The organism is Neisseria sicca (genome assembly GCF_017753665.1).
In the GTDB taxonomy this organism is placed as follows: domain Bacteria; phylum Pseudomonadota; class Gammaproteobacteria; order Burkholderiales; family Neisseriaceae; genus Neisseria; species Neisseria flava.
Genome location: NZ_CP072524.1, coordinates 565843 through 583320, shown reverse-complemented (window position 1 = coordinate 583320; position 17478 = coordinate 565843). Strand labels below are relative to the sequence as shown.

Genomic DNA, 17478 nt, shown 5'->3' with positions numbered 1-17478 from the left:
CTTTTCTCGTTTTGTAAACCCATTTCAGGTATGATTGCAACTTTTCAGACGACCTCTTCGGATGTCGTCTGAAAAATATGAATAACAAAATACTATCACAGGACACAAAAGCCATGAATACCAAACTCTTCTCAGCGGCGCTGCTCGCTGCCCTGACCCTTGCCGCCTGCGGTGGCGGCGCACCCGCGCAACCCAAAGGCCCGATCTCCGAAGACCGTACCACTGCGTTCAAATCCATGATGCCCGAGTTCTCCGGCATGGGCAAAATGGTAAAAGGCGAAGAGCCTTACGACGTAGAGAAATTCAAGCAGGCTGCGGCAACCTTTGCCGAAAGCAGCAAAAAACCTTTCACCTTCTTCCAATCTGACGACAAAGGCAACGGCCGCGCCCTGCCTGCGGTTTGGTCTGATGCGGCTAAATTCAAAGCCGAAGAAGACAAATTCGCCGCAGCCGTTGAGAAACTGAACGCCGCCGCACAAACTGGCAAGTTGGAAGAAATCAAAGCCGCTTACAGCGAAACCGGCGCAAGCTGCAAATCCTGCCACGACACCTTCCGCGCTCCGGAAGAATAAACCGCTGCGCAGAAACACAAAAAGGTCGTCTGAAATCCGGTTTCAGACGACCTTTTGAGTTTCGATGAACAGGAAAAAAGTCATATCCGAACATTGCGGACAAGTATCCCAAACCGGCTTTTTGTACCGCTGTCATTTCTCTTTTCACGCAGACGCAAGCCGATATGACGCTATCCATTCCCGACAAGGCGCGCTTATCCTGATTTTTTCGATTTGGCGCGGCGCACGGTAATGCTCTCGCCCCCGATACCCCAGTTATCCATATCCACTTCGTCAATGACGACGACCGTGGTATGCGGATTTTTATTCAATACACGGGCAAGCAACTCGGTAACGCCATGGATAAGCTTGGCTTTCTGTTCGGCATTCGGAGCCTCGCTACCGCCCGTTACCTTGATATTAACGTAAGGCATCATTGTCCTTTCTAAGATGTAGTAAATTCAAATAATCCGATTCATAGTGTCTTTCTCGCTCCCGCCTGCGCAGGAAGAGAAATATAGTGGATTAACTTTAAACCAGTACGGCGTTGCCTCGCCTTAGCTCAAAGAGAACGATTCTCTAAGGTGCTGAAGCACCAAGTGAATCGGTTCCGTACTATCTATACTGTCTGCGGCTTCGTCGCCTTGTCCTGATTTAAAGTTAATCCACTATAACGGCTTAGAAACGTCCTGTTTTTATTTTATTCCGCCTTAAGCGATGGGTTTAAAGGTCGTCTGAAAACTTTCAGACGACCTCATCATTATCCGGCATTCATCTTGTCTTCAAATGCCGCCAAAATCAGCGCGACTTCTTCTGCGTCTTTGACCACCCTTACCGCGTCAAACAGTTCCTGCGCTTCTCCAAACTCTTTCTTCATCATGCCCAGCCATTGTTTCAGACGAGCGACGGGGTATTTGTTGTTTGCTTCTTTGGCGAGACACAAGTGAAAAAATTGATTTATCCACGTCGAAACTTCGGTGAAATCAGTATCGCGGACTGTTTCGCCGTTTTCGTATTGTTTGATTTGGCGCGCCAAATCGGGGCGGATGACGGCGCCGCGACCGAGCATGACGCTGTTGCAGCCCGTCATCTCTTTAATGCCGATATAGTCTTTGAGGCTGAACACGTCGCCGTTGGCGGTTACGGGGATGGCGACGTGTTCGCGGATTTTGCGTATCCATTCCCAATGCGCGGGCGGTTCGTAGCCTTCAACTTTGGTGCGGGCGTGTACGGTCAGGGCGCAGGCTCCGCCTTCGGCAATGGCGGCGGCGCATTCGAGCGCGAGGCTTTTGTCTTCGTAGCCGAGCCGCATTTTGCCTGTGAGTGGTATATGTTCGGGCAGGCGTTGGCGCAGGGTTTTGACGATGTGATGGATAAGGTCGGGCTCTTTGAGCAGGACGGCGCCGCCTTTGTGTTTGTTGACCGTAGGGGCGGGGCAGCCGAAGTTGAGGTCGATTTTGTCCGCGCCGAAGCGGACGGCTTCCAAAGCGTTGACCGCCATATTGTCGGCGTCGCTGCCTAAAAGCTGGACGGTACAGGGCGTGCCTGCGGGGGTCTTGTTGCCGTTGGCAATTTCGGGGATGTATTTGAGCCAGGTGGAACGGGAATGGACGGTGTGGGTAATGCGGACGAACTCGCTGACGCATTCGTCGTAGCCGCCGATACGGGTCAGCAAATCGCGCATCACATCGTCCACCAGCCCCTGCATGGGCGCAAGGATAAGCTGCATATCGGAGAAGGTCGTCTGAAAAAAGGATATGCGTATTGTAGCGGTATATCGGTTAAAATACACGCTTTCCACATAGACGGCGCAAGCGATGGCGATGAACGAAAAAATCCGTTTGATTATCGATACCGACCCCGGGCAGGACGATGCCGCGGCCATTTTGGCGGCACACGGTCTGGCACGGCGCGGCTTGGTTGATTTTTTGGGCATGACCGTCGTCGCGGGCAATGTCGGCGTAGATTTAGCGGCAAAAAACGCGCGTATCGTCTGCGATTGGGCGGGCGAGGAAGATTTCCCCGTTTACGCCGGCGCAGTCAAACCTTTATTGCGCGAACTGGAAACCGCGGAAGCGGTGCACGGCAAAACAGGCTTGGACGGTACGGCGTTGCACGAGCCGCGCTGTCCTTTGCAAAAGCAGCACGCAGTTGCCTATTTGGTCGAAACCTTGAGCTGCGCCGAAGACGCTTCGATTACTTTGTGTCCGATAGGTCCGCTGACCAATATCGCGCTGGCGTTGAGCATCGCGCCGGAAGCCATCCGCGCCATCAAACGCATTGTTCTGATGGGCGGCAATTATTTTGAAGCAGGCAACATGACGCCAGCCGCCGAATTCAATTTCTTCACCGACCCGCACGCGGCGCAAATCGTGTTGCAAAGCGGCGCGCCGATTACGATATTGCCGCTGGACGTTACCCACAAGGCGCAAATCACTTCTGAACGCATGAACCGCTTACGTCGTCTGAAAAACGCCAACGGCAGCCGTTTGGCGGATATTTTGCAAAGTTACGAACGCTTCGACATTCAGCAGTTCGGTTTGGAAGGCGGCCCGCTGCACGACCCTTGCGCCGTTATCTGCGCCGTGTTCCCCGAATTGTTTTCAGGCAGGATGTGCCGCGTGGATGTGGAGACGCAAAGCGGACTTTCCACTGGCGCGTGCGCCGTCGATTGGCACGGAACGACCGGCAAAACGCCCAACGCGCTTTGGATCACCGAAGTCGATGCCGACCGTATGTTTGAAGAACTGACCGCCGCCATTGCCGAACTGCCTTGATTTCCCGATTTTGATTTTTCAGACGACCCCTTTTCAGACGACCCCATCATGAACCCGAAAATTCCCGCCACAGCAGCCATGTTGGTCAAAAACTCGGAACGTTATCTGACCGAAGTATTAACCGCGCTTCAAGACTTCGACGAAGTTTTGCTGCTCGACAACGGCTCGACCGACCGTACCTTTGAAATTGCCGAACGCTTCACCAACGTCAGTTATTACAAACACGACTTCATCGGCTTCGGCCCGATGAAAAACCTTGCCGCCCGCCTCGCGCAAAACAATTGGATATTCAGCATAGACAGCGACGAAGTGGCGGATAGCGAATTAGTTGCAGCCATCCGCAAAGCCGTCGCGGAAAACAAAGAACAAAACATCTTCTCGCTCTCGCGCCTGAACCACTACAACGGCCGCCTGATCAAAGCCTGCGGCTGGTATCCCGATATTATCCCGCGCCTTTACCACCGACGCTTTACCCGCTTTTCCGACCGTCAGGTGCATGAATCGCTGATCTTGCCGCCCGATGCAAACGTCCGTCCACTCGAAGGTCGTCTGAAACACTATTCCTTTGAAAACGCCGAAGTGCTGATTCAAAAAATGCAGCAATACAGCTCGCTCTACGCCGAAGAAAACCGCTACAAAAAAGACAGCTCGCCCTTCAAAGCCCTGTTGCACGGCAGCGTATCGTTTGTCAAAAACTACCTGCTCAAACGCGGTTTCGCCTACGGCACGGACGGCTTGACCATTTCCATCGCCAACGCTCAAGGTTCGTACTACAAATACGTCAAACTTTACGAGCGCAACCGCAATATCAGCGTCGCCCTGATTGTAACCACCTACAACCGCCCCGACGCGCTGGAGCTGGTTTTGAAATCCGCGCTCGCGCAAACCCGCCTGCCCAACGAAATCATCGTCGCGGACGACGGTTCGCGCCAAGACACCGCCGAAGTCGTTGAGTTCATCCGCAGCCATACCGACATCCCCGTCAAACATTCTTGGCGGCCGGACGATGGCTTCCGCGCCGCCGAATCGCGCAACCGCGCGCTGGCGCAGGCAAAAAGCGACTACATCATCCTTATCGACGGCGACATGATACTCGACCCTTCCTTCATCGCAGACCACCTCAAGCTCGCACGCAAAGGCAGGCTGATACAAGGTTCACGCGTCATCCTGACCCAAGCGCGTACCGAAGAAATTTTAGACTCCGGCGAATTGCCCGATTTGTCCGTGTTCAGCCAAGGCATAGAAAAACGCCTCTCCGCCCTGCGCTGCCGCAGCCTGTCCGCCCTGATCGGCAGACAAAGCAGCCGCAAACACAAAGGCATCAAAACCTGCAATATGGGCTTTTTCCGCAGCGATGCGCTTGCTGTCAACGGCTTCGACAACCGCTTTGTCGGCTGGGGGCGCGAAGACAGCGAGTTCGTCGCCCGCCTCTTCCATAACGGCATGAAACGCCACAACCTCAAATTCTCCGGCATCGCCTACCACCTTTGGCATCACGAAGCCGAACGCGACGCCCTGCCGCAAAACGACGCCCTGCTCAAAGCCACGTTGTCCGAACAAAAAATCCGCTGCGAAGACGGCATGGACGAGTTCATAAAATAAACCGCTTTGCGCGCGTTTCCCCCTCAAACGTCGTCTGAAACTTTTCAGACGACGTTTTACCTTAAAGCAGCCGCCAGCCCATCAAATCTTTACTGAAACCAAACACTTGCAGTGTTATACTATCAATACAACGACAAACGATTCACACACTACGGTTACACATCATGTCCCCCCGCCCGATTACCATCACCTCATACAACATGCACAAAGGCATGTCCGCACTCAACCGCAAAGTCCAAGTGGACAGTATGGCGGAAGAGCTGCGCGGCATAGGCTCGGATGTCCTGTTTTTACAGGAAGTGCAAGGTCAACACCTGACCCGCAGCAACAGGCTGCCCGATTTTCCCGGAAAACCGCATTACGACATCCTCGGCGACCGCCTCTCCTACAACCGCAGCTACGGCAAAAACGCCGTATACCCGCAGCGCCACCACGGCAACGCCATCCTCAGCCGCCTGCCGCTGGAAACCCGCCACAACCTCAACATCAGCGTCAACAAACTCGAACAGCGCGGCGTACTCCATTGCGAAGTCCTGCCCGAAGGCTGGGACACCCCGCTCGTCTGCCTCTGCGCCCACCTCAACCTGCGCGAACCCGACCGCGCCAAACAATACCGCGCCATCTTCGAATACGTCGTGCATCACATCGACCCGCAAAGCCCGCTGATTCTCGCCGGCGACTTCAACGACTGGCGGCAAAAATCCGCCCTATCCTTAGGCAACGCCTTGAACCTGAACGAAGTATTCGTGGACAGCAACGGCAAACGCCCCAAAACCTTCCCCGCCCGCCTGCCCGTCCTCAGCCTCGACCGCGTCTATACCCGCAACTTGGAAGTCCTAGACTCCCAAATCCACAACGGCAAAAACTGGCAACGCCTCTCCGACCACTTGCCCTTAAGCGTCAAAGTCCGACCCAAACTGCCTTGACCGCACCCATGCCAAAGGTCGTCTGAAAACCTGAAATCAGGTGTTTCAGACGGCCTTCCATATCCACACTCTTACCCACTACACCGTATGAAATTCAAATAAAGGATACTTAGGCCATCATTCCCATTCCGTCGTTCCTACTTGAATTTACTGTAAAACGATAGAAGAATCTCTTTTATTTTCAAACCCTTTATTCCCCTACATTCCGTTTCCCGATAAAATACACGCTTTCGATTTTGACTCTATCTGCCATGCCGACCGACCTTCAAGCCATCAACCGCCTGCTGCCGCAAACCCAGTGCCGAGAATGCGGCTATCAAGGCTGCCTGCCTTATGCGCAAGCTTTGCTGCACGAGGATGCACCTGTTAATTTGTGCTCACCCGGCGGGGAAGCGGTGATGCTGGACATTGCCGCCTTATTGGGTAAGCCGCGCGTCGCGCCCGTCAAAATACAGCCCAAAGCCGTAGCCCTGATAGACGAAGCCGCCTGTATCGGCTGTACCGCCTGCATCCGCGCTTGTCCTGTCGATGCGATTATGGGCGCAAGCAAATTCATGCACGCCGTTATCAGCGACGAATGCACAGGCTGCGGACTCTGCCTCCCGCCTTGTCCGGTGGATTGTATCGACATGATACCTTCCGAACACGACTACCTTCCCGCCGCGCGCAGCCTGAGCCGCTCTTCCGAAGCGCGTTTCGCCGCCGCCGAACACGCGCAAAGCCGCTTTGATTGGCACACCGAGCGCAAAGCGCGTGACGAGGCGGAACGCAAAGCCATGCTTGCCGAGCGCGAAGCCGCCGTTAAAGCCAAGCAGGCGCAAATTCAAGCCGAAACCCAAGCTGCCGCCAAACCTGCATTCAATCCTATGGATTTGATTGCCAAAGCCATGGCGAAAGCCCAATCCCAACAAGACAAACTGGTTGCTTCCGACAACCGCGAAGCATTCAAAAACCGACAAATCGAAGAAGCTAAAGAGCGTGCCGAATTACGCCGCGCCCAGCGTGATGTCAAATATGGCAACGAAGAAGAAAAAGCCGCCGCGCTCGCCTATCTGCGCCGTTATAAAGCGGAGCAAGAAGCAGCCAAAGAAATACGATGATTTTGGTGGAGAGACTTCAAAGGTCGTCTGAAAGAGGTTTTCAGACGACCTTATAAATATAAAAAAAGATTCCGTCATTCCAGTGCAAATGAAAATCCTTATTCAATAATCGGAAATTTCCAAATACATCATTCCTACGGAGAATATTGAGAAAAACAAACTACCGCTTCAACAAAAAGAAGGTCGTCTGAAAACGCAATATAGACAATCCAGCGTTTTCAGACGACCTTTTTCAATCCATTTTTATTTCTGCCAATACGTTTTCACGTTCACAAATTCATACAACCCGAATTCAGACAATTCCCGTCCGTAACCTGAGGCTTTAACGCCGCCAAAGGGAAGGCGCAGGTCGCTGCTGGTGTGGCGGTTGATAAAGACCGAGCCTGCTTGGATTTTTTCGGCAAACTCCCATGCACGGCGGGTATCGGCGGTATAAATGCTTGCGCCCAGTCCGTAAGGCGTATCGTTGGCAAGGGCGATGGCATGTTTTTCATCCCTCGCCCGCAAAATCATGGCAACCGGCCCGAAAACCTCTTCATTCCAAACGCGGCAGTCAGGATTTACTTTGTCCAACACGGTGGCAGGGTAAAACCAGCCCTTTCCTTCGGGAATGAAACCGCCTACCAAAACTTCTGCGCCGTGTGCGACTGCGTCCTGCACTTGAGCGTGTACGTTTGCGCGCAAGTCTTCGCGGTGCAGCGGTGCGAGTGTGGTTGCGGGGTCTTTAGGATCGCCTGTTTGCAATTTGGCGCATTCGGCAAGAAACAGGGGGATGAAGCGGTCGGCGATGGCTTCGGTAACGATAATACGTTTGGCGGCGTTGCAAGACTGACCGGCGTCGCGGAAACGCGAATAACAGGCTTCCGCAGCGGCGCGTTCGAGATCCGCATCGGGCATGACGATGAAAGGATTGCTGCCACCGAGTTCGAGGACGGTTTTCTTGAGGTGCAATCCCGCATGGGCGGCGAGCAGGCGGCCGGTCTGCGTCGAGCCGGTAAACGCCATCGCATCGGTGTCTTCGATGGCTTTCAAGGTATCGTCGTTATCCAGCCACGCACCAATCAACGGGAGGTCGTCTGAAACCAGTTCCAGCAGTGCCGCGCTGACCCGCGCAACACTGGGCGCAGGTTTGACGGCACAAGCATTGCCCGCACAAAGCGCGGGAATAGCAAAACGCAAAACCTGCCAGACAGGATAGTTCCACGGCATGACGGCAAGCACAACACCCAACGGCTCAAAACGCACCTGACTGAGGCTCGCCTGCGTGGCAATGGTCTTATGCGCCAGCAACTCGGGGGCAAGGCGGACATAATATCGGATGAGTTCGACGGATTTATCCAATTCAGCACGGCATTCATGCAGGCAGCGTCCGACTTCTTCACAAACCATTTCCGCAAGCCGCTCTTTGTTTTGCGCCAAACGCTCGGCAAAAGCTTGCAGCAAAGCAGTCCGCCCGGTAACGCCCAATCGCGCAAACGCCTGCCGACGTACTCTCAACGCTGCCAATTCTTGTGCAAACTCGGCATAACTTTGCGCAGGTCGGCGACAAAGGGTTTCGCCGGTATAGGCATTGATGCTGTGAAACATGGTTCGGATCCTTTGTATGTCGGTTTTATTTTAGGTCGTCTGAAAAACAAGGTACGTTTTCAGACGACGTTTGTTCATCATCAAAGAAACGCGATTATATAGCAAACTTAGATAACTCCATGCAATCCTTTCTAAATAGACAGCCTGAACGAAAAAGAATTTATGTAACTCGATAATCACTCATTAAAAAGTAATCGAAATATCTAAAATAAGCCTAAAAAATAATAAAGGTCGTCTGAAACCCTGTTTCCAAGGTTTTCAGACGACCTTTCATCATCAACACAGATTATAGGAAGCAGAACCAATAGCAGCCGAATTTGCAAATGGCAATGATTTCCCACCAATTTGCAATAAATTGTCTAAATAACCATATGTAGCACCAGCCGCATTTATCCAATCCTGACTAGTATATTCTCTTGATGAGTTATCTTGATTGGGAAGTACAAGATTATTGCTTGAAATATTGCTCGCATTAACGACACCATTACCAATATTTATAGCTTCAGAAACTCTTGATATGAAAACAAACTCCTAATTTTTAGTTACTTACTGCTTGACAAAATTCTAAGATTTTTATATTTATCATTACGGCTAATTATAAAAAATAATAGAGACAATATAAAAAAAATAAACCAAAAAGATAAATCTGATTTTAGATTTGCAATATATCTATTCCTATAAAGCGAAACCATTTCTCCATAAGTATAAAAAATACTATCATTTAGCTTTAGCTCATAAATTGTCATATTATCATCTACTTTAGCATATACTTTATAACCATATAAGTTTCTTGGATTTTCACAAAATATTTTATTTGAGTCTGATATGCACTTACCTTCCCTTTCTAGCTTTACCGCAATCCAATCACATCTACCCGGCGCATAAACTCCTCCTATACCTCTAGCTCCATACCCTACTAGGAGCTTATTCACATTACCACAGTAAATATTTATGTTTTTATTCTTTGTTTTAATATAAATTCCATCCAATCTTTCTTTATACTTTCCAGGTGGTAGGCGGTCATCATGGATAACTTCTCCAGTAATAGTATGCAAACTTTTATATTTAGGTTGATTATATAGATAATAACTATAATTTTTTAAATCCTGGAAGCTGACAATAAAAAATGGAATAGAGAAAAAGAAAAAGAAAAAAGAAATCTGTTTAGGATTAAAGGGAACGGCTTTTGTTTTTTCCACAAGAATATCCATCTTCAAAATAAAATTTCCAATAAAATGCCACATTCCCATAAACCTACAACCCATTTCAGATAAACGGTATTTAACTCAGACAAACGTATCATTACAACTGTAAATACTATCAAAGGTCGTCTGAAAACTTTTCAGACGGCCTATAGGTTTGAAGTAGCTAATAGTATTCAATACGATGGTTTTTCAAAAGTTAAATTATGGTTAAACACCGAATTTGCCTATCAGTTTTCTGACGGTTTTTATCCGTATCAGGTGCCTTTATCCTCAGTGCCTTTATCCTGATATGATAACTTAGACTAAGATTCTTGCTTGATGTGCGGCAAACCCAGCTGCAGAAATCCAAAAGGTCGTCTGAAGAAAGTTTTCAGACGGCCTTTTGATTTTTTACCAAATGCTCGTGTGAAACCGCTACTAAAGCTCAATCTGCGAAGCGTATTGTTGCTAAACAACAGATTACCCGAGACCTTTGCAAAAAAGCCCTTTCCCCGACAGCCGAAACCCAAACACAGGTTTTCGGCTGTTTCTGCCACTAATTGCTCCTGATTTTACCCAAATACCCCCTTAATCCTCCCCGGATACCTGATAATCAGGCATCCGGGCCGCCTTTTAGGCGGCAACAGGCACACTTAGCCTGTTAGCCGCTTTCAACAGGTTCAAACACATCGCCTTCAGATGGCTTTGCGCACTCACTTTAATCAGCCCAAAATAGGCTGCCCGGGCGTAGCGGAATTTACGGTGCAGCGTACCGAAGCTTTGTTCGACCACATAACGGGTTTTCGACAAATATCGGTTGCGTTTGGTTTGCGCTTCCGTCAGCGGACGGTTGCGGTGGGCTTTGCGCATAATGCCGTCCAGCAACTGATGGTCTTTCAGATGTTGCCGGTTTTCCTTACTGTCGTAGCCTTTGTCGGCATAGACGGTCGTACCTTTGGGCAGCCCTTCCAACAAAGGCGACAGGTGTTTGCACTCATGGGCATTGGCGGGGGTAATGTGTAGTTTCTCGATATAACCTTCCTCATCGGTACGGGTATGTTGTTTGTACCCGAGTTTGTAGAGGCCGTTTTTCTTGATCCAACGGGCATCGCTGTCTTTACTCGGTGTGGTTTGGCCGCTAACTTGCCCTTCCTCATCGACTTCTATGGCCTGACGCTGTTTGCTGCCGGCGGTCTGAATAATGGTGGCGTCAATGACGGCGGCGGATGCTTTCTCTATTTTTAGGCCTTTTTCGGTCAGTTGGCGGTTGATCAGTTCCAATAATTCGGACAGGGTGTTGTCTTGCGCCAGCCAGTTGCGGTAGCGGCATAAGGTGCTGTAATCGGGGATGCTCAGTTCGTCAAAGCGGCAAAACAGGTTGAAATCGATGCGGATGATGAGGCTGTGTTCGAGTTCGGGATCGGAGAGGCTGTGCCATTGTCCGAGCAGGACGGCTTTGAACATGGACAACAGGGAATAGGCGGGACGGCCGCGGTGGTCTCGGACGTAACGGGTTCTTTGACGATTCAGGTACTGCTCGATCGGCTGCCAACCAATCACTTGGTCCAACTTCAATAGTGGGAAGCGGTCGATGTGTTTGGCAATCATGGCTTGTGCGGTTTGCCGGAAGAAGGTGCTCATGAGAAATCCCCTAAATGTCTTGGGAGGGAATTTAGGGGATTTTGGGGAATTTTGCAAAGGTCTCTACCCATCTTGCACCCATTGCCATCTTTACCAATCTGTTTTACCTCCAATCCGCGTTAAATTAATGTTCATTCGGCTGCCTAGACAGTATAATTCCCGCCGTTTGAATCGAATATACGAGGTTTCGGATGAATCAGCTTAAATTGGCGGTTTCGGGCGCGCAGATTTTGTTTGTGGCGTTCGGTGCGATGGTGCTTGTGCCGCTTCTGACGGGGTTGAACCCTGCACTGGCATTGTTAGGCGCCGGGATTGGGACGTTGCTGTTCCAATTGGTTACTCGGCGTAAGGTGCCGATTTTTTTGGGTTCTTCATTTGCTTTTATCGCACCGATTATTTACTCGATTGGTGAATGGGGGCTGCCTTCAACGATGTTTGGCCTGTTTGCGGCCGGCTTTATGTATTTTGTATTCGCGGGCTTAATCAGGTGGCGAGGGTTGGCGGCGGTTCACCGCTTGCTGCCGCCGGTAGTCATCGGGCCGGTGATTATGGTCATCGGTTTGTCGGTAGCCGCTGCGGCAAGCAGTATGGCTATGGGGCAGGCTGACGGCAAACAGGTAATTGATTATGCAGACTCGTTGATTTTGTCGGGCTTTACTTTTGCGGTAACGGTCGTGGTGTCGGTTTTCGGCAGTCGCATGATGAAACTGGTGCCGATCTTGATCGGTGTGGCCTCGGGCTACACATTGGCTTTGATAATGGGCTTGGTAGATACTGCCGCCATCGTCAATGCGCCTTGGTTTGCAGTGCCTCATTTTGAAACGCCGCAAGTAAACTGGCAGGCTGCGCTGTTTATGCTACCGGTGGCGATTGCACCTGCCATCGAGCATATCGGCGGTATCATGGCTATTGGAAATGTTACCGGTCAAAACTATACGAAAGATCCGGGTTTGGATAAGACGCTGGCGGGCGACGGCTTGGGCGTATGCGTAGCCGGTTTGATCGGCGGACCGCCGGTAACGACTTACGGCGAGGTTACAGGCGCGGTGATGATTACGAAAAACAGCAATCCTGTCATTATGACTTGGGCGGCGATTTTTGCCATTGCAATGGCGTTTTTCGGTAAATTCAATGCGTTTTTAGCTTCCATCCCGATGCCTGTCATGGGTGGCATTATGCTGCTTTTGTTCGGTACGATTGCATCTTTGGGTGTGAAAACGCTGATTGATTCGAAGGTTGATTTGATGCTGCCTAAAAATCTGGTTATCGTCAGCTCTGTGTTGACGACAGGTATCGGCGGTATGGTCATCAAAATCGGTACGTTGAGCTTTGCCGGAGTGGGCTTGTGCGCAATATTGGCCATTATTTTGAATATACTGTTGCCGGATAGAGAACAATAGTCATCAGCTTAAAAAGGTCGTCTGAAATTTTTCAGACGACCTTTTTGCTTCTTTATTTCGACCAACCGCCGCCCAATGCCTTATACAGCGACACCAGCATCTGCGCCCTTGCCAGTCGCGCCGCAATCAGGTTTTCCTGCACTTGGTCTTCAGCGATATGGGCTTTGAGGGAGACATCCAGCGTTTTGTAGCCGTTGCGGAACATTTTTTCCGTATCGGCAGCATGGCGTGCTGCCTGATTATGGGCGGTCTGCAGCAGCTCGGTTTGACGGCTTAGCGATTCCACGCCTTGATACGCACTATCGACTTCGCCCAGTGCGGTCAGGAGCCGTTTGTCGTATTCCAGCAATGCCGTCTGAAGGCGCGCGTCGGCGGCTTTGATGTTGGCTTTGATGCGGCCGTTGGTGAACAGCGGCGTCTGTATGCCCACCGACAGCAAACTTGCCCAGCCGGTCAGCGAACGGTCGCCGTCCACACCGATGCGCCCTCCCTGTCCCATAAAGCTGATGGTGAAGCGCGGCAGCAAATCGGCTTTGGCACTGGCGAATTTGGCGGCGTAGGCATTAACTTGCGCCACCTGTGCGCGCAGGTCGGGGCGGCGTTCCAGCAAGCCTTGCGGCGTTTGCCCGCTTGGAGCGGAAGGTTGGTGCGCCAACGCATCGACAGACGATTCGGGCAGCGTAAACGTCTGCGGCACGTTACCGGTCAAAACGGCGATACTGCGCACATAAGCGGCGTATTCCGCCGCTATCGTGGCGCGTTTGGCTTCCGCTGCGGTCAGTTGCACTTTCGCCTCGTTCACTTCATAGCCGCTGACATGTCCCGCCTTAAACCGACCTTCGATATAGCGCACCATACGCCGCAAGGTAGCAACGGTTTGGTCGGCGGTTTTCAGACGGCCTTGTGCCGCACGCGCCTTGAAATAATTGTCGGCAATATCGCCCGCCACCAGCATTTGCGCGCCATACGCCAGCTCCTGCTGCCCGAGTGCGGCATAACGGGCGGCATCGGCATCGCTGCGTTTCTTGCCGAAAATATCCGGCTCCCACGAAGCGGCCAGTCCGCCGTACATGCTGGTGCCTGTGGACTCGATGGTATCGCCGTTTAAAGACGAGGCCTGCGGATAACGCGAGAGCAACGCTCTGGCATTGCTGTCGAGCGGGTTATCCATTTGGCTGTAATTCGCCCCCACCTTGCCGCTCAGTCCAACGGTCGGCCCCAAATCGGCACGCGCCGCCCCCGCCACGGCACGGGCTTCGTTCAGACGGCTGACAGCGATTTTCACATCATGCCCCTGCGCCAAACCTTGCGCGATTAATCCGCTTAACACCGGATCGTTCCACTGCTGCCACCACGCCCCGATGTCCGCATCACCCTTTGCCGCCGCATCCTGCGTAAACGTTTCAGGCAACTCAACCTGACTGTTTAACGGAACTTCTGTGTTTTTACAGGCAGCAAGCGCCAAGGCTGCGGCAATACACAATAAATGGATTTGATTGAATTTCATCGTATTTTCCTTTTTGAAAAGGTTTTAGCGTTCCGTTTTGGCGAAATTTGCTTCGCTCGTTTTCAGAGTGCGCAGCCTCTCGACGGGACAACCGTTCAGACGACCTTTCAGAAGATTTTTTGCGAAACAATGTAAGCCTGCGGCTTACCGCCCTCTCCCCACCCCACTCCCACGGGGAGAGGGGGCAAAATTGGCTGAAATCCCAAAGTGGCTGAGGTTCGGTATCCTCAACTCCCCCTCCCGCGGGGAGAAGGGACAAATTGGCAGAAAATCTAAAACATGGTAGGGTTTCTATATCCTCAACTCTCTCCCTCGGGGAGAGGGGACAAATCGGTTGGAAATCTAAAACACGGTTGGGTTTCAGCATCCTCAATCCCCTCTCCCCATGGGAGAGGGTTAGGGAGAGGGCAACGAACCGTCAGGTTTGCTTTTTAGCGATCCTCGGCAGGAAGACCTCATCAACCCTGCCGTTCCAACATCCCTTGAAACCGCAACAATGCCAGCCACAAGAATCCTACGCCGATACAGCCCATGATCAGCATATGTCCCCAGACAATTTCAATCCCCGCGCCTCGGAACAGGATGTCTTGCGAGAATTTGACGAACTGCGTCAGCGGCCAATATTCGCTGATCAGTTGCGCCGCGTAAGGCATATTGCTGCGCGGGGATGCGCCGCCGGCAAACAGGTTCATCACGATATACACCGGCAGCATCAGCATACCGAACTGCCCCATCGTCGATGCGAACGTGGCAATCATGATGCCCAGCGACGCCACCGAAAACAGGAACAACGCCAGCCCTACCGCATAAAGCGGTACTGAGCCGATGAGCGGCACGCCTATGCTCAAATGCACGATAAACCACAGCGACGACAACGCCGCCACCCAAATCACGGCAGCATTTGCCAGCACTTTGCCCATCATCAGTTCGAACGCATTGACCGGCATCACCAGCAGATGCTCGATTGTACCGCGTTCGCGTTCGCGGATAACCGCCGCCCCCGTCAATAAAATCAGCAACATACACGACATCGATCCGATTTGCGAAGTCGGCATGAACCACGCGCTTTCGCCGTTGGGATTGTAATAAGTATTGATGACGGGGCTGATTAACTCCGGCCGCGTCACGCCGGTGAATTCGTAAATTTCACGGTTGATAATTTGCGAAAGATAAGACGCGCCCACCCCCGCCTGCGTCATCGACGTCGCGTCAACCAAAAGCTGCAAATCAGGATTGCGCCCCGCCGCCATGTCGCGCTGAAAATTGGGCGGTACTTCCAAAATAAAGGTGAATTCGCCCTTATCCATCAATTCGTCCGAATCTTCGCGCCGCACGTCCTCTACCGGTTTGAAAAACGGATGCTGCACGGCATCGCGGATACGCATGGACAAGACCGAACGATCTTGGTCGATGATGCCGACGGTGGCATTTTTCAAATCCGCGCCCACCTGCGCCATCTGATAGATCGTGGCGGTGAAGATGTACACAATCAGCACCATCAGCACCGGATCAGTCAACACGCTGCGGAACTCTTTGAGCATCAGAGTCAGAATGTTTTTCAGGGTACGCATGGGGATTCCTGTTTAAACGTTATGGATTAAGGTCGTCTGAAAACTTTATCTGTTCTTCAGACGACCTTTATACAGTACATCACCTACTATCTGGTTCTTTATGGAAATCACCAAACTCACCGCGACAGTACCGCCATACTGCAAAAACTTTCACAGGCAACATTTTCCGAAACGCAATTTTTTGTTTAAGCCCGCAACGTAAGTCAACTGCTTAATCACCAAGATATTCGTATAATCTTCAAGCGCACGGATGCTATGCGTCTCGCCAGGTTCGAGCCGGACAATTTGCAGGCCTTCGGTATGTAAAGTTTCAGACGACGTCGAGATTTGCGCACTACCGTTCAACACGATCAACAAAATAATCGCATCGGCTTCATAGGGCGGAATTTCATTGTCTTTCTGCAAAGAAAGCTGGACGATTTCCTGATCGGCATCACTGCTGATCACACCGCCCAACAGGGCTTTGGGGTCTAAGGTATATTGTTTCATAATCGCTCCTTTTCCATTTTTACATTTTCAAAAACTGAGAACATACGGCTGTTTTCATAGTATGTATTATTGAAAACCAATATTTAGGGCAGCATATCGGTATAAAGTTCTACTCAAACAGCCCCCTTGATAAATTACCAGCACAGGTACAATCATTGCTGAAACAGGGAGACCTAACGGATTTAATTTAAAAGGCCGCCCGAATAATCGGGCGGCCTTCAATTTGTTCATCAGAATGCAATATAAGTGGCAGGATTGACCGGTTTGCCGTTTTGACGGACTTCGAAGTGAAGTTGGGTACGGTTGGCATCGGTATTACCCATTTGTGCAATGGTTTGTCCTCGTTTGACATTTTGTCCTTCATTGACGAGCAGACGTTGGTTGTGTCCGTATGCGCTCAAGAATGAGGAGTTATGTTGGATGATGACAAGGTTACCATAACCGCGCAAACCCGAGCCTGCATAAACCACTTTACCGTCTGCAGCAGCTACGACGGGCTGACCAGCATTACCGCCGATGTCCACGCCTTTATTGCTGCCGCCAAAGTTGGCAAGGAGGTTACCATTGGTCGGACGTTGCCATGTGATGCCGCTGACTGTACGGGTTGCACCGGTAGCAACTGTCGGCGTATTGAGAGGTGCAGGAGCAGGCTTGGCAACGGGTGCAGGTGCAGAATATGACGGTTTGGCTGCCGCAGTCGAAGCAGGGGCAGTATAACCGGCCGGTTTGACGCGCAGATTTTGTCCGACGCTGATGTTATTGTCAGTCAAACCATTCCATTCACGCAGATTGTCTTGGGTAATATGGTAGCGTTTGGAAATATTGTAAACGGTATCGCCACGGACGACAGTATGCGTTGCTGCATTGATGTCAACCGGAGCATAGGACGGAACATAGGCACCACCGGAAACAGGAGGCGTATAGCTGCTGTTGGCAGCCGGAGCGGACGGAGGAGTATAAGGGGCATCGTTGGCTGCCGGCGCATTTGTGCCGTAAGGGGTCGCACCATAAGGATTGGAAGAAGTACCGGAACCGGCATTACCGACGACGACGGGGGCGGGTTGCTGGCTGGTACATGCGCCCAATGTCAGGGCGAAAGCGGCATAAAATGCGGTTTTTTTCAACATAATCGATGACCTTTAT

General features: G+C 51.3%; 15 protein-coding genes. 6 read left to right on the top strand and 9 right to left on the bottom strand.

Going from position 1 to position 17478, the window contains the following annotated elements; all coding sequences use genetic code 11:
* The first annotated feature begins 113 nt into the window (after window positions 1-113).
* Window positions 114-572, top strand: a complete 459-nt coding sequence (locus J7445_RS02765) for a c-type cytochrome (protein ID WP_049229763.1) — start codon at window positions 114-116, stop codon at window positions 570-572.
* Window positions 573-766: 194 nt separating this feature from the next.
* Here J7445_RS02765 and J7445_RS02760 read toward each other — a convergent pair whose 3' ends face one another.
* Both J7445_RS02760 and J7445_RS02750 read right to left on the bottom strand, forming a co-directional pair.
* Entirely contained in the window at window positions 767-985 is a 219-nt protein-coding gene (locus tag J7445_RS02760; RefSeq protein WP_070656625.1) for a tautomerase family protein, read from the bottom strand.
* Between the two features lie 326 nt (window positions 986-1311).
* Complete coding sequence (locus J7445_RS02750) at window positions 1312-2280, bottom strand: tRNA dihydrouridine synthase (protein ID WP_209283127.1); 969 nt, start codon at window positions 2278-2280, stop codon at window positions 1312-1314.
* An 88-nt stretch (window positions 2281-2368) separates the two neighbouring features.
* Between J7445_RS02750 and J7445_RS02745 the strand changes: the two genes are divergently transcribed.
* From J7445_RS02745 to J7445_RS02730, 4 genes are all read left to right on the top strand, one after another.
* Window positions 2369-3328 (top strand): nucleoside hydrolase, encoded by a 960-nt coding sequence (locus J7445_RS02745; protein WP_083310457.1) that lies wholly within the window; start codon window positions 2369-2371, stop codon window positions 3326-3328.
* A 48-nt stretch (window positions 3329-3376) separates the two neighbouring features.
* Window positions 3377-4930 carry a glycosyltransferase family 2 protein gene (locus J7445_RS02740; protein ID WP_070656658.1) on the top strand — a complete coding sequence of 518 codons (1554 nt, stop codon included), beginning with the start codon at window positions 3377-3379 and terminating at the stop codon, window positions 4928-4930.
* A 164-nt stretch (window positions 4931-5094) separates the two neighbouring features.
* Window positions 5095-5856, top strand: a complete 762-nt coding sequence (locus J7445_RS02735) for an endonuclease/exonuclease/phosphatase family protein (RefSeq protein ID WP_070656659.1) — start codon at window positions 5095-5097, stop codon at window positions 5854-5856.
* 251 nt (window positions 5857-6107) lie between these two features.
* On the top strand, window positions 6108-6956 hold the full coding sequence (locus J7445_RS02730; protein ID WP_070655120.1) for an RnfABCDGE type electron transport complex subunit B: 849 nt from the start codon (window positions 6108-6110) through the stop codon (window positions 6954-6956).
* A gap of 243 nt (window positions 6957-7199) precedes the next feature.
* Here the strand turns inward: J7445_RS02730 and J7445_RS02725 are convergent, their stop codons facing one another.
* The 3 genes from J7445_RS02725 to J7445_RS02715 form a co-directional block, all read right to left on the bottom strand.
* Window positions 7200-8543: an aldehyde dehydrogenase family protein gene (locus J7445_RS02725; protein ID WP_070655118.1), complete on the bottom strand. Its 1344-nt coding sequence runs from the start codon at window positions 8541-8543 to the stop codon at window positions 7200-7202.
* A 542-nt stretch (window positions 8544-9085) separates the two neighbouring features.
* The gene (locus J7445_RS02720) at window positions 9086-9742 is read right to left on the bottom strand and encodes a hypothetical protein (RefSeq protein ID WP_141752021.1); all 657 of its coding nucleotides are present in this window, start codon (window positions 9740-9742) and stop codon (window positions 9086-9088) included.
* 618 nt (window positions 9743-10360) lie between these two features.
* Window positions 10361-11368 (bottom strand): IS5 family transposase, encoded by a 1008-nt coding sequence (locus tag J7445_RS02715; protein WP_209283126.1) that lies wholly within the window; start codon window positions 11366-11368, stop codon window positions 10361-10363.
* Window positions 11369-11559: 191 nt separating this feature from the next.
* Here J7445_RS02715 and J7445_RS02710 point away from each other — a divergent pair, with 191 nt between their 5' ends.
* Entirely contained in the window at window positions 11560-12768 is a 1209-nt protein-coding gene (locus J7445_RS02710; protein ID WP_003742744.1) for a uracil-xanthine permease family protein, read from the top strand.
* 52 nt (window positions 12769-12820) lie between these two features.
* Here J7445_RS02710 and J7445_RS02705 read toward each other — a convergent pair whose 3' ends face one another.
* The 4 genes from J7445_RS02705 to J7445_RS02690 form a co-directional block, all read right to left on the bottom strand.
* Window positions 12821-14275 (bottom strand): efflux transporter outer membrane subunit, encoded by a 1455-nt coding sequence (locus tag J7445_RS02705; RefSeq protein WP_070655364.1) that lies wholly within the window; start codon window positions 14273-14275, stop codon window positions 12821-12823.
* Between the two features lie 458 nt (window positions 14276-14733).
* Window positions 14734-15846 (bottom strand): ABC transporter permease, encoded by a 1113-nt coding sequence (locus J7445_RS02700; protein WP_070655362.1) that lies wholly within the window; start codon window positions 15844-15846, stop codon window positions 14734-14736.
* A gap of 150 nt (window positions 15847-15996) precedes the next feature.
* Window positions 15997-16335, bottom strand: coding sequence for a cupin domain-containing protein (locus J7445_RS02695; RefSeq protein ID WP_016688167.1), 339 nt, complete (start codon window positions 16333-16335; stop codon window positions 15997-15999).
* 230 nt (window positions 16336-16565) lie between these two features.
* The gene (locus J7445_RS02690; protein WP_070655360.1) at window positions 16566-17462 is read right to left on the bottom strand and encodes a peptidoglycan DD-metalloendopeptidase family protein; all 897 of its coding nucleotides are present in this window, start codon (window positions 17460-17462) and stop codon (window positions 16566-16568) included.
* Window positions 17463-17478: the final 16 nt, after the last annotated feature.